At 38.5% G+C, this 15,237-nt stretch carries 6 protein-coding genes; all 6 read right to left on the bottom strand.

Translation table 11 applies throughout. From position 1 onward, the window contains the following. Positions 1–79 precede the first annotated feature (79 nt). The 6 genes from QMO11_RS01900 to QMO11_RS01875 all read right to left on the bottom strand — a co-directional run bounded on the left by QMO11_RS01900 (position 80) and on the right by QMO11_RS01875 (position 15,198). Complete coding sequence (locus tag QMO11_RS01900) at positions 80–2,512, bottom strand: BNR-4 repeat-containing protein (RefSeq protein ID WP_282035774.1); 2,433 nt, start codon at positions 2,510–2,512, stop codon at positions 80–82. 379 nt (positions 2,513–2,891) lie between these two features. After that, entirely contained in the window at positions 2,892–5,198 is a 2,307-nt protein-coding gene (locus QMO11_RS01895; RefSeq protein WP_282035773.1) for a glycoside hydrolase family 78 protein, read from the bottom strand. A gap of 152 nt (positions 5,199–5,350) precedes the next feature. Next, the gene (locus QMO11_RS01890; RefSeq protein WP_282035772.1) at positions 5,351–7,603 is read right to left on the bottom strand and encodes a glycosyl hydrolase; all 2,253 of its coding nucleotides are present in this window, start codon (positions 7,601–7,603) and stop codon (positions 5,351–5,353) included. 317 nt (positions 7,604–7,920) lie between these two features. Then, positions 7,921–11,409 (bottom strand): glycosyl hydrolase, encoded by a 3,489-nt coding sequence (locus QMO11_RS01885; protein ID WP_282035771.1) that lies wholly within the window; start codon positions 11,407–11,409, stop codon positions 7,921–7,923. A gap of 15 nt (positions 11,410–11,424) precedes the next feature. Then, complete coding sequence (locus QMO11_RS01880; RefSeq protein ID WP_282035770.1) at positions 11,425–11,574, bottom strand: hypothetical protein; 150 nt, start codon at positions 11,572–11,574, stop codon at positions 11,425–11,427. A 357-nt stretch (positions 11,575–11,931) separates the two neighbouring features. Continuing rightward, complete coding sequence (locus QMO11_RS01875) at positions 11,932–15,198, bottom strand: glycosyl hydrolase (protein ID WP_282035769.1); 3,267 nt, start codon at positions 15,196–15,198, stop codon at positions 11,932–11,934. Positions 15,199–15,237: the final 39 nt, after the last annotated feature.

The raw sequence follows: 15,237 nt of genomic DNA, 5'->3' as shown, positions 1-15,237 counted from the left end.
TCTATTATGAAAAACAGATGAGGTTATCATTCAACAACTATTTGATATGTATTACATATTACTACCTACTAAGCAGTTATTATCGTTTTATCAACTTTGTAATAATCCCGTTTATCTTTAACAGATAAATTCCATTGGGATATCCACTTAAATCTACTTTATTGTTAGTTGCGGATTCAACACAACTCCCTCCAATACTATATACTTTATAGGCAGCTTGTTCCGACAAATGAAAAACGCCTGTTTTTGAAGGATTAGGATATACTATAACAGAGGTGCTTTGCTGATGAATATCTTTCGTATTTGTAGCCTCACTTAATGCTAACTCAAAGTAATCCAAATCAAATCCGTAACTAGAAAAACCAAAACGAAGCACATGTTCTCCTTTTTCTAAAAACACATTACCTAAATTTTGTATTGTAAATAAGCCTGAACCTGTATAGTCCAACTCAACATCTGCAAGCAAAGTTTTATTTTCATCGGGAAATGAAATGGTGAATGCAGAACTTATAGAAGGTTCTCTTCTAGAAGTTTGTCTAACGCTAACTTCGTAATAACCCTCTGTTTCTACATTAATTGTATATTCAACCCACTCATTTCCTTGAATATAAATCAAAAGCGTTTTATCGGTATTTAAATCTACTAAATCATCACCCCTGTATGCTCTAGTTGATTGTTCAGATCTATCGTAATAGGCAATACCATCACCTCCATAGTCATAATCCTCAAACTGAATAACTCCTGGAACTGAATGTGGTTTTTCATCGTCAGTATATGCCCACTGGTTGGGAGTTGTAATCGTTACACTTTTTGTAAATTCCGTATCACTTGCATCTTTAGCAATTAACTTAAAAGTGTAGGATGCATCACGCATATTGGTTAAAATAGCATGATCCGACCAAGTATATGGCGCGCTAGTTAGCGTTCCCAAGTTAGTTGTTCCATGCCAAAGAGATACTTCTACCAGCTCGCTGCCAACATTAGCTTCTACAGTTAAATCTGATCCTTTTTCTATTACTTGATAATTAGAAATATTTTCAAATGATACTTGAAGGTTAGGATTTTCAGGTTCTGGGTCAGGAATATCTAAATCGTAAATTTGTAAATAAGTGGTTCTTTCGTCACCTGAACCACCCGATTCCTTAAGGAAGTAATATAATTTTCCTTCGTACACATAAGGTACTCCTTTGTCAAAAGTTGGACCACTTGTACTTTGGTAAACTTGTTGAAAATTACTGGTACCTCCTTCTGTTTTAACAATATTAACTCTACTATTTTTTAAGCTTATGATATAAACATCGCTACCTGCAGCATACAAAGCTTCGGCACCGCCAAAATCTGTTGTAGTTGTAAATTCGGCATCGTCTACCGACTTATAGGTATGAACATATTTGGTTACATTGTTTTCGTTATCCTTTACTTTTCCAATAAAATGAATATCATCATTCTCGGTCACAGTCCAATCGAAACCACTTACCATATGAACCATGTCTTTTTGAGTTGTTTCGACTAAATCACCTGGTTCAGAAATTAGTGTTTTATCGGAGATAGCTAAAGGAATAGAAAAACCCTCTCCTGTATAATCTTTCCATTGACTTACTCCACTTGGATCATCTGAGTAGGCATAATAGAACCCATTTTGGTATTGATACTTATCGGTTCTGTTATCAGATCGGCGTTGGAAACCAATTCTTAGTTTACCATTTAAAAACTTTAAATCTCCGTATAAGCCCCAATTATAATCACTTCCAAAACCAGAAGCTCCCATCCTGTTAAATTCAGTGTAACCTTCCCAATCGTTACCATCATATTTAGCAAATAAGAATTTACCATTTTTATCGTAGCCAAATCTCATTTTCATAAATAAGTCGCCTTGGCCATTGGTAAAAAATGCAGGATAGGTTAATAACTTCGTTGTATTCTCATCATCAACACCGGGTAAATAGTTAAACTTATAAGTACCTGATCCTGAATCCTCAAATTTATTTAATTCAAAATCAGCATCTGCAACAGTAGCAGCGCCTGTAACCGAATAAGAATAGCGGAAATGGTCGTCACCAAACGATGCTACGTTTCCATTTCGATGCATGTCATATAATAAATGAACCGATTCATCTTTGGGGCAAATGCCAACTGCTATTGTATTGTGCGTTTCGCCTATCCACCACTTTCCGTCATAACCCGTGTGCTGATGTGGAAACTCAATGGTTTTAGCAACCTTAGTTAAGGTATTGTAACGTGTTAACATTACATGGCGGTCTGATTTTCCACCACGATACCAAACTGTAAAAACAAACTCTTTATAGGCCTTTATGCAATCGCCATGAGGGGTAAGCGCATTGCCATAAACATAATCGTACCCTGTGGTGGAATTGGCTGTATGATCTAAATCAACCTTTACTCCATCAAAAAAAAGTGTTTTATTGGAAATCACAACCTCATCAAGCAAACTAACTTGAGCAAATGCTTGTGTATAAGTGATCATTATAAATCCTAATAGGATGAATCTCATGCATTGTTTTTTAAGTTTTAAGTGTTTTCTTTTCATGAATTATAGATTTTTCGTTTTCACAAATCAGCATATTCTTGTATAGAGCTCATTTGTATGAATAATTATTACTCTCAACTTAAAAATATCAGAATACCAAAACACTAACTGTAACTTATTGTGCAACTTCTAAAAAAAATGACGCATGAATAGTTCTATTATTCCTCTTCTTTTACATAATGGCCAAATATAAAGTAGTCTTTTCCTTCATCTTCGACCCAAACTATTAAAACGCACCCATAAATAGGCATAAGAGTTTTGAATATCAACAAATGCTCTTTTTTAACAATGGTTTTAAAATCAAAACTACTAGGTTAAAAAGTTAGAATTATCGTATAAATGCCTAATCTGATATCTCCAAATTATCGAATAGGTTAGTATTGTACGAACTTGCCAACAAAACATAACCCGATCTACTTTCATGATTTACCTTTGTTATAAATTCTCCATCAACAAAGGCTTGAATCTCTTTACCTCGAAACTGAAGTTTGATATTGTGCCAAATGCCTCCATCAAAATTATCGATGCTTCCTTCTGCAAGCGTTTTTTTATCAAATACAAGTTTCCAATGGCCACTTTTTTCGAGCATAAAACGATGGCCTTTTAAATAACTTCCTTTAACTCTGCCACCGAGTTCCACATTACCACCTTCTATGAAAGCATCAACACAGCAGGTAAAATCTTTCCAGTTTACATCTCCAACCAAAGTATTCGCTTTAATATTTGAACGTCGGTAAACACGCATCCAATCGTAACCTTGTTCCGGATTTATTTGCTTTAAACAGTTGGTACCGTCTTCTCTTTTGGCAATTACGAAGCTCCCTGTTTGATCCGAATGATATTTTGGCAAATCACCTGCTTCCCTATCCTCATAGTCCTCTTTGTAAGGGAACGGAAATGCTGTTTCTTCAGGTATCTCATATTGTCCTTTCTGCTGCCCCTCTGTAGTTGTTAATGAGTAAATACAATTGGGATCAAGTTCAATGGTAAACACTCCTTTTTTTGGATAAATACTTTCCTGTTGCACAAACTGATCATTTTCATCAGATTTCCAGACATGCACTATTTTATTTGCTAGACCTTTACGAATATTCACCTCAATATTTTCGGAATCTTTGGTACAAATAATCATACTCCAGTTTGAACTATTTTTTTCTTTTAGAGTAACACAGCTGCCCTTGTAGGTAGATGCATCAAACAATCCGCATCCTCCATCTAAATACTGCCAGCTATGTGGATCGGCAAATTGGGTGGTATGCGCCGTAGCCCAAATGGTTGGCCACACTTCGTAGTAACCACTCCAAGGGCTATTCGCTTTCATAGCGCCAGCTTTATCCCAAGTCACCGATTTGTAAATGGAACCTATGGGTGCCCAAATTAAGGTTTTGGTAATTTTATCGCGTATATAAAATTTGTTGTACAAACGAGCCAAGTTTAGTGCTCCTGCACCACCCCAATCTTTACCTGTCCAGCTCCAATCTTCACTAGCCCAAAGTGGTGTACCCGATGCCTTTGCTTTTTCTGTAGTTGGTCGTCCGCGGCCATCCACCATATCCTCGGTAAATTCGCGACCTGATACATAATGATATCCAACAGCTTCAATGACCTTATCAAACTCTGGATCTTTTTCTAATTCTTCGAATATTTGCCAATCGCCACTATTGTCGTCGGGTCCTTGAATTTTTACATCTTCATAACCTCTAGCGTTCATCATTGGACACAGATCGTTCACCAACCAATCGCGGTCCGTATCATTTTCATTTTCAGCGGCAGCTACCCAATCCAAATCCAGACCCCAATCGCGTTTTGCCACATCTAAGAATGACACAAAATACTCGGCCGACTCTTTGGTATAGATATTTGGTTTCAGATAAGCAGGAAAACTCCAGGGAAGGTATTCTAAAATCATATCCGCATTTCTGTCCTTGGCTTCTTTCATCAACCAAAATTCGTATCCCCTAGATACGGGATTCTTCAACTCCTCGCGAGTAATGGCATGCGATGGTTCTGAACCACATGTTGAGTTTTCTCCTCCACCCATTTCTACTTTAAGATGCTGAAAACCTGCTCCAAATTTAGGTTTGAATAGAATATCTAGAATTTGGCTACGATGAGGATCAGTATAATCGTACAACAAATCTGTGGAACCCCCAGCACTTACGCCACCAATACCTTCAAATGTTCTACCCTCATCATTGGCTTTTAAAGTGATTTTAACTACGCCATTTTTCTGATCAAAAACAGGAGGTTCAAAAGCTTTTTCAGGATTCTCAATTTCACCCATTTCGAACCAAGCCGGCTCGCTATGTTTTGCACCCCTATTGTTACCCCAAACAATAACCTTCCAATACACTTTTTGGCCTGAAGTTAAGGGCTCACCCAAATACACAAACGGACCCGTTTCTGATGTACTCGTTGGACCCGTATCCCAAATATCAGGATATTTGAGCTTTTCAATACTCGTGGCCATACAAATCCGATATCCTCCTTGCTCCGCACTTTTATTATCGCCTATAAATGTCCAACTAAAACTGGGCTTTGCACTTGTTATCCCAATGGGATTGGTTTTAAACTCACATTTTAAATCCTTCACTTCAATGGCCTGTGTCACCGAACACAAGCATAAAAATAATATTACAATTAATCTCATATCAAATTACTCTTAGTTAGACACTTAATTTATTCTACTTCGACTACATTAAAGACCTCGATTTCCTCAGGTTCTAGAAAGAACTTTGCACTTATAGGTGCAAAGCTAAGTGTAGTATAAAATTTCATATTAATACCTTTTTTATTACGCATCTATTCGTTATTCCCTACTACAAAAATCGATTTCACAGGAGGAAGTTTAATTTCCACTTTGGTATAAACTTTTGTATTGATAATAACTTCTTCTCTCCTTGTTTCTTCTATAATTTGCCCATTGTGCGGATTCCATTTTTCTGATTGCAACTTGCCACGTAGCAGCACAGTTGTTGAAATAGTTTCATCGCTCGAATTTGTAAATAAATAGATATGCTTCCCTTCTTTTATTTTATGGATATAATTTAGCTTTCCTAGATCCGTCTTTAATTCTGGATTGTCAGCAAAAATAACATCAGGATAGGGTTGATATTCCTTTAAAATACGCCCTATTTTTTCCATATCTGCTCGACGAATAAAAATAGAACGTCCACCCTGTGAATTGCTATTGCTTTGCTCAGCATACTTCTCCTGTTTTGTCGGATCTACTCCAAAAATAGCCCTTACTAGTGCTATAACTTCAGCATCTTTACCAAGTTCTATTGCCTTGTACGGCAACTGAGTAGTCGCTACAATAGCTCCTCCGTCATCATAAAAAGTCTTTAGTTTTTGAAGTGTTTTTAAGGAGATGACATTACTCCCTGTTAACATCATAACACTGTATTCCTGAAAGTTATCCGAATTATTCAACTTTACTTTACCATTAGCAACACTATATTTATCTTCTATAAAAAACTCAGGATGTACAAAGGTGAAATCGCGACGAATATCATTCGTCAGCCAACCACTGATAGTTTGATAATCTGTTTCAGGAGATACATAAAAACCTTGTCTTATATTATCTGGATTATCGAAACAGAACCAACCTGCCAATCCTTCAAATGGATACATTACGCCAATTTCACTTACACGGCGTCCCCCTCTCAGTAACATACTACTTCGCCCAACATAATTAGAGTAGGCAGGTAATGCATCTGCTAATTTCTCGCTGTATGGAGACACTAATGGCGAAATGTAAACTTTTTTAGGATTGTACCACATGCCATGAGGGATAACCATATTTACCCCACGAGCAAATAAATCCATCATAGCCCTATACATCATCAAAGAATCGAAAGAATGTTCCTTATAAGCACCATAAATCTCAGTAGCCACCATAGGGCGGTCGTAATAGTCGGCAGCAGAGCTAATCAATTTATGCCCATCTTGCCCAAATTGATATCGAATAATGGCATCGGTTAGCGGAATTTGAGTATAGCGGTAAAACTTAAAAATATCCGCATTCATATCAATGGGTGTCGGGTCGTAATTACCCGGAGGATGTCCAGTACTATTCAGTCCATTAGCCTCGTTCCACTGCCCCACCAATTTAGGAAATCCTTCGGCCAGTAATTCAGCACGTGTATTAAAAAAAGCATTTCGAATAGCTTCTGTATCTGATCCAATGTTATACCACAAAGCAGGATAATACGGGCGTGGATCAAAACCGTTTAATTCTTCAAACTTTTCATTGAAACGCCCCGTCCAATTGCGTGGATGCCTCCAAAAACCAACATCATCGAAAAAAGTAGTTTTTATGGTGTTTCCAAAATACTGCCCAAATCGCTCTTTGTACTTTTCGTAGGTTTCATTGATCATATGACGCACTGCCACAGTATCCATAAAATCCATACACAAATATTTTTTATGGAAAGAATCCTTCATCAAAGGAAACAGCATTATGCTCCAATTACCACTCGGAACTTGCCATTCTATAATTCCATTTTTAACAAACGAACTGATTTCTATGTGTTCTTTGGTTTGCTGGTTGATTGCCACTGCCGCCATGAGCTGAACACCCGGAATGCTGTCGGTAAAAAGCGCAGGGCCTTTCAGAACATGTTCAATTTTATCTAAACGTTTCATGGTGTGGTCAGGATATTTTTCTTGCATTTTTCCACCAGCCATTCCACTTGGAAAATCATTATCGTCGTAGAGTATGATTTCCATATCTAATTCCTCCGCTATGTCAATCATATCCTGATAACGTTCAAAATATTTATCCGAAAGGAATTTTGGAGAAGTACCTGGGCGTGTAGGGCTTTTTTCGGCCAAGGGTAACAAACTGACCCCTGAAAACCCAGCATCCTTTGCATCTTTCATCTGCTTGCGGATACCTTCCGTGGTTAATTCCCCATTAATATGCCAAAAAGGCATGGGTTTAAATTCACCGGGAGGATTCTTAAAGTTTTTCTCCATCGATGACTTGCAACTATATACAGATATCGATAATAGTACAAGAAAAGTGATCTTATTAAAAAGTATATTTTTCATCTGTTTAAAATTTTTGTTTTAAGAAAGTGTGCCATATTTTTCTACACATTCAGGAACTCACATTAACTTCTTTAATCATCCACCTGTGAGTACTTTATGAATAATAGAGTTAATGGTCGTTTCATAGCTCCAATTATTTATCCGTTAAATCGATAATCCAGTACCAAATAATCTTCTTTTTAATAACCAAGGAAACTTCAGTACAGGTATTCCAAAATCACATCCTCATTTCTGGTTTGTTTGTTTTCATCAACCAAAACTAATAACCCATAGCCACAAACCTCTTTAACTCCTATTCGATGGCTCAGAACCACCGGCTAAATTTCCACCACCTTGAAGACTACAATTTTCACAGGTCCCAACAAACCAGAAGGCAAAAGCTCAGAATGTTTATGCCAATGCTTAAAAGCTGCAAAAGTGCTTCGTTCAGTTGGTCGATCGGTATTATTTAAAAGCCAATCGGGCCATTGCTTCACACTGGGTCCTTTTCGCTTGTGATCCAATTCCAATCGTTCATCTCCTATCAAACGGTTTGGCCATAGGTTAGTAATTCTCACTTCAAGGGTATTTGTTCCTGCTTGCACATAATCATCAATATTAAGCCTGAAAGGAGCTTTCCATACTATACCCAAAGGCTTTCCATTAACAAATACTTCGGCTATTTCCTTCACGCTGCCCAAATCTAATTGTAACGAAATATCCTCTTTAAGAAATTTAGAAGAAAGCTCAAACTGCTTTTTATAAGTGGCTGTACCCGAAAAATAACGAATAGTATCATTGCTTGATGTTGACCACGAGCTTAATTGACTGAATATTACATCTAAAGACGCATCCTCTTTTGCAGGAAAACTCACGCTCCAACCCCCAATTAACTCTATAGGTTTAGGAACTGATTTCACCCTTATGGTTTTGCTTTTACCAGCTGAGTTACAATAGGTCATTTCCCCTGAAAAAGGTGTTAACCAAGAATCGATACCATCCTTATGAATCAATTTTGGTTCTAATATTTCCTGCGTCAATTTCAAAGTCCCTCCATTGGGAATATGTGCATATTTCTCCACCCCATTAGTCGAGTACACAAGGCGCAATGCTTTCTTTGTTCTAATATCTTTTCCTTCGGCAAAACTGTCGTTTACTTGAATTTCATAAACTCCTGACTCCAACATCGATTTTACTTTTTCAGTAACATCATAAACTGGATTGTTTGGTGGAATTCCATCTACCCCACGTTCAAATTTACCAAAAACAGCTTTCCGAATTTCAAGTACTCCTTTATCAGAAGCAGCAATCTCCAGCCATTCTTTCTCCATGGCATTCTTTTCCAAAAGGACACCATCAATTTTATATTCTATGCGTAATTCCTTGTGGTAGCCTGGTGCTGGGTCCCCATCGCAAAGGCTTCGGGTGGCTTGAATATTCAGACTGTTATTTTGAACTTTATTTTTGATCACTTCTGTTATATCCACCAAACCGCTAGGCAAGAATGTACCGTATTCAGCTTTTATAATTTCTAAATTGGGCAATGGTATTGCTGCCGACTTCTGTAGTTTCTGGGTTCTACTTACAATGTGTTTCTCTGAAGAGACAGGATTTCTGAACAAAACAAAAACAGAGCTTTCAGAAGCAAAAGGAATACTTACGGTGGTAGTTCCATCTCCATTATTCTGCCATACGCTAGCTATAGTTATTTCTCCTGTTTCGGCATTCCATAGTTCGGGCTGTAAACCTGACACGCGAAAACGACACTCTAGCTCACGACTCTCATTGCGTGAGTTGACCACAAAATAAATGTCAGCATCCTCGGTCCTACGGTGGATAAAATCAATAGCATCGCTACTTCCATTTTCTATTGAAAAATCGGGAAGCAATGTGCCATTTTTTAGCACATCTGTAATGGTATTTTCTTTAATGGTGCCTTTACTCCATAATTGATCGGCTAATTGCGCCACTTTATCATCACAATATGGATAATGATTAAGGCTTGGTGATTTTTGTGGCTTTGATGCTAGTATTGTAGCTCCTCCATAGGCCAACTCGTTTATTATTTTAAGTGTCTGAGGTGTCATCCAAGATGTTGAAGGAAGTACGAGAGCTTGGTACTTGTCACCTAAAGGAGTACAGACCAATCCTTCGTTGACTGTTAATTCGCTGATTTTATTTGAACCTATCAGGTCATAGTCATAACCTAAAGCTTTAATTTCAGGTATCAACAAGGCATCGTTGGGCGATGCTTCACCTGTAAACACCAATACATCGGCTACGGATGTACCTTGCTGTAACAAGTACTGACCACGAGCTACATAATCAACAAAGGGTTTGCTTTGATTCCACCAGGTATTCAGGCGATTAAAGTCAATACCAAAAGGCCCTAAGGTTAAACCTGGCGCCACATCCCAAGGTTGATGCACATAACAGTGAAATACAAAACGGTTGATGCCTTGTGCCCAAGCCAAATCACCCATCGCTTTTAATGCACCTGGATGTTGCTGCCAGCCACCCATATCAGTAAAAGCCTCTGCTTCAGCAATGGAACTACCATTTAACTTAGCAATGGAAGCTACAAACTTTGGTGAATCGAAAAAGGCTAGATGTCCGCTCCAAAACTCCGATAAGACGGCATCTGCTGTAGCACCCACTTGCATATTATCAAAAGGTCCCCAATAAGGCTCTGTTGAGAACTGCATGCCGTGTTGATGACATAACTCGCCAAAATAACCATAATAATGTTCAGCCATTAAATCACCAATGCTACGACGAAAATCCCATAAAAAACGTTCAGTTTCTTCTCCGCTCTCTACATAATAACCTGCTAAGGCTGGCAAAAACGACACACAATCATAAGCACGAAGCCTCTTGAACTCACTAGCAAAACCGGGTGTCCAGTTTGTAGTCCCCACCTCATAACTATCAATATGGCATCGTTTAACTACTGAACCAATGAGCGTATCGAGTTTATTCACGATAGGCATGATAGCTCCTTGCCAATATACATCCACAGCCTCGCAACTCATCTTGTCACATTCCAAACCTTGTCCGCCATTAGGTGCCGCAATATTTTTTTTACCCGTTGGTGTATGTCCAAGTCGTAGAATCACCCATTCTCCTTCAGGTACATTCCACTCTAAGTAGCCATCACTAGTCAACTTTGATGTTAAATCAATAATGTTTGATTTTTTTACGACTGCTGAAGCAGGTACATTTTTATCATCAGGACCTAAATGATTACGCACTTTGCCCGATAGGCTTTTAAAATCCAGATCATTGATGCGTTCTTCGCTTTGTGGCTTTGGAAAGGCTAATACGGCAATGTCTTTATAGTAGCCTAGGTTTGTTTCTGGTTGTTCTAACTGACCTTTAAATTCCTGACCTCCTAGATATATAGTTTCTGAATACACAACTGTCTGCATCGCATATTCTGGCGTGACAACAGGACTACCTGATGATGACCAACCTGCTCCATTGTGGAAGCTCAATTCAAGTCCCAAACGCTGTGCCTCCAAGGCGGCAAAATTGAAAAGATCGAGCCATTCGGGACTCAAATAAGACACAAATCCTCGAGGTTGACCTAAACTAGCGTTGAAAATGAGAGCACCCTGAATACCTACGTCTTTCATCGCCTCCAAATCGGCAGTAATGCCAGTTTTAGTGACGTTTCCATTAATCCAAAACCACATTACACGAGCTCTTGCCGATGGTGGTGGATTCTGAAAATTCTGTTCTAAAGATGTGTTTCCAGCCTGTAGAATCGGCATAAACAAACATGATAGCAGAACTATTAGTGTAAATTTAGTTATTGATTGTCTCATTTTCAATTTAACTTTTTAATTTCCTGAAGGCACTTCAATTTTATATTCTCCGGTAGGTAATGATGCAACAAACTGTCCTTCACCACATTCAAGCCATTCAGTTTCCAACTCATTGCCCTGTGCATTCCATAGCTTAACTTGTGATATATTATTGATATTCAACATCACATGTGCTGTACTATTAAAAGGAATTCGAATTTCATAGATTTATCGCTGTAAAAGAGACCAGGACTAAACGGGTATTTACCTGTCATTAACGACGTACGTGACGAAGTACAAACGGGAATTTTAGAGATGGTATTCGTAAAACCAGAGCTTCATTCGCTAAATCGTCAATCTTAGGTATAATCACCTAGTCATTTCCTACAAAAATAAGGTCTTATGCTCTCCGTTGATCGATTAATACAAATACAACATTGTTTTTTAAACCTTCTTTTTTGATTCACAGGATACCATTAGAAGTAATCCTGCTAATAATAATAAGTTTCTCATTCTATTCTATATTATAATTTCTAATTCTTGCTATTTGATCGTTTCAATATGCACAGGTCCTATTAATCCTGACGATTGCAGGGCGCTTTCAGGCGTAATTTTATCAATGACTATCCAGGTATATTTTTCACTTTTTGGTCGCGATTTATCTCTAATTAATTGGTTGCGCCATAGGTTTACCACTTCAATTTCCAGTTCGTTCTCCCCTCTTTTTAGGGCATCAGTTATATTTAGTCGATAAGGCGCCATCCACACACCGCCAACATATTTATCGTTCAGCTTCACTTTAGCCATTACCGATACTTTTCCAAGGTTAAGGAATAAATCCTGATTTTGAGGAAGTGATTCAACATTGAAACTTGTAGTATAAAAAGCCGTTCCTGAATAATACTTTATTTGCTCATTGCTTGAATTTCTCCAATCTATTAACTCATTAAAAACAACTGGATCTTTAGGCGCAATATCTCTATTTACGAAATCAACCTTATAAGGCCCTTCAAGAGCACTCATCTTTTCATATTCAGAAAAATTGCTAGCATTTGCAGGTTTTACATCAACCTTCTTATCATCATTGGTAAATACCACAAACCAACTTTGAGCGGCTTCCATCTTTAAGGGTACTTTGATGCCTGTGGCGGTTATTTCATAATCGGTCAAAAACTTTATCTCACCGCTTACAGCATCCCACGATTGCGGTTTTAGCTTTTTATCTGCTCGGAAAACGGGAGATAGCTCAATGGTTTCATCACTCTGATTGCTTACAAAATAAATATCCATTCCGGGCATATTTCGGTGTATCCACAATACCGATGCATCGGCAGGAACATCCACATCTTTAGCCAGGTTTAAGTCAGCAAACACTTCCAGCAATTCGTAACCATCCATCACTTTTCCTTGACCATATTGCACAGCCATTTTGCCTTGATTATAAGTGCCATTCCATAACTTTTCGGCGATTTCTTTCACTTGCTCATCGCACGCAGGAAAATTCTGCAAGCTGGGTGATTCTTGTGGTTTTGGCCCTAGAATAATACCGCCCTGCTTTACTAACTCCTCTATCTTGGTTAACAATTCGGGACGCATGGTGGTGAAAGGGGGTAAAACCATCACTTTATACGACATGCCATCGGGGAGTACAAATCGGCCATCTTTAACCGACATGCGATTCATAATAACCTCAGCATTTATGTAATCATAGGAATATCCTTTGGGTATTTCGGGCACTCGCCCACCCGTCATAATTGGGGCATCTTCGCCAATAAAATAACACACATCGGCCACATATTTTCCTTGCTGTAACAGGTGTTGGCAACGACGTAGGTAGTCGAAATAGGTATCAGCCTGACTAAACCAGGTGTTGTGTCGGTTAAACTCGGTACCAAACCAAGCATTCATGCCGGGTTTGCGCTTATCGTCGGGTTGCTGAATATACAAATGCAATACAAAATGGTTAATCCCCTCGGTTAAGGCCCAGTCGCCACGTTTCTTGAGCATAGCAGGGTGCCTGAGGTAAGCTTTACGCGAAGAGGTAAAAGCTTCGGCAGAAGTAAGTGGTTTACCATAAGTATGCGAGGTTGAAGAAGAGGCTTTACATTCGATATTTCCTAATGTACCTTCGTTCCAAAACTCACCGGCTATCAAGTCCGACTGTCCACCATACATCATAAACTCACCCGGGAAACCCCAATGGCCGTAGTTTTCTAACCATACTTTTAGATTATGCTTGTTGCCTGCTTTTCGTAGGCCTCCCACATATTCGTAAGCTACATCATCTGCAATTGCTCGACGCAAATCCCAAAGAAAACGTTCAGACTCCTCAACACTACCCACTATTCTACCTGAAAGCACAGGTAAGTACTTCACTGGATCATATCCATATTTCTCTTTGAATTTAATCTCGTAAGCATCAGTCCAATTTTGGGAGCCTTGTTCGTAACTATCAGCCACCACGTATTTGAATGCCGATTTGCTTTCTTCTGGAATCCGTTTTAAAAGCTCCCCAACAAAATTGTCGAAGTGGTACTGTGCCAATGCACTGTTCATTTTATCAATCTCGTAACCCACACCTTGTGGTGCTGCCGGAGCATTTTTAGTGCCCGTTGGCGACATGCCCATTCTCATAATTGTCCACTCCCCTGCAGGTGCATCCCATTTTAGCACACCATTTTCATCCAAACTGTTGCTAAGATCAATGACCTCATCAGGATTTAAACACAAGCTCTTGTCTTTAAGTGCTTCCTGTTGGCTAAATATGTAGGTATCCCAATTGGGTTTAGGTGTAGAATGCATCTTTCCCAGTTGTTTCTCAATGTATTTATCCAACACTGGTGCTTCAGAAATATTGATTTCAGCAAAACCATATCCCTTTTGCTTGGTTCTGAAATTGGTGCATTTCAATTTAAACTGTTGTGCCTTAACATCGGGTAAGATAGTAGCAAAATCGCCTGTCTCAATTGATGCCACATTAGGCGTGATGCGAAAACGATCAAAATGAAATTCCTTAATGATAGTCTCTTTTCTATCGACCACTGTGATTAAAGTCATATTACATTTAAAAGCCCTGCTTGGTATTATTGATATAGAACGTGCCGTAATTGGCTCCGAAAGTTCAAAATTAATTTCCAAGGCCTCTCCTTTTCTTGGTTCAAAGCTTGTATCTGCTTCTTTATCACCGTCGGTCAAAACAGCTACATCAACATCATTCCAATTGGCACTTACTTTTGTGGGAATAAACTGAGTACTTCTTTCTTCAACTTCCGATGTTTTGAAAGCAAAAGTATGAGTATCTTGAAATTTACCCTTTGGCTTATCTAGCTGTACGCTAAGCATTTTACCTCCCAAAACTTTCGTTTCACTATAAGTAAGATAGCGCATGGCTTTGGTATAATCTACCCAAGGGCCACCACTTTGGCTCCATCCTGGGCAATTGAATACGCCAATATCTATGCCAATACGCTTGCCTTCAACCACAGCATGAACCATATGCGACCACCAATTCTCACTTAACATGGGCACTTTCCCATCCTTGTGTGCTGGATTTATATTTCCTATCAAAGCACCACCAATACCTGCCTTTTTCATGGCTAACAAATCTTTGGTAATGCCCTCTTTCGAAATATCATCATTAATCCAATACCAATAGCACCAAATATTATTGCTATCAGTTGGAGTGATAAAATTAGATTTTATCTGCTTAAAGTTTTGGTGGCTAATTTGGTTCATTTTGTTACAAGAACTCATTATAATAAGCATTAATAAAACACCTAAATAACCAATTAGCTTTGTTTGGAATTTCACGAGAATATAATTTAGTTATACAATTGTTTTTCAATTAAA

It is taken from the genome of Saccharicrinis aurantiacus (genome assembly GCF_947489045.1).
Lineage (GTDB): Bacteria > Bacteroidota > Bacteroidia > Bacteroidales > Marinilabiliaceae > Saccharicrinis > Saccharicrinis aurantiacus.
This window is presented reverse-complemented; position numbering and strand designations above follow the sequence as displayed.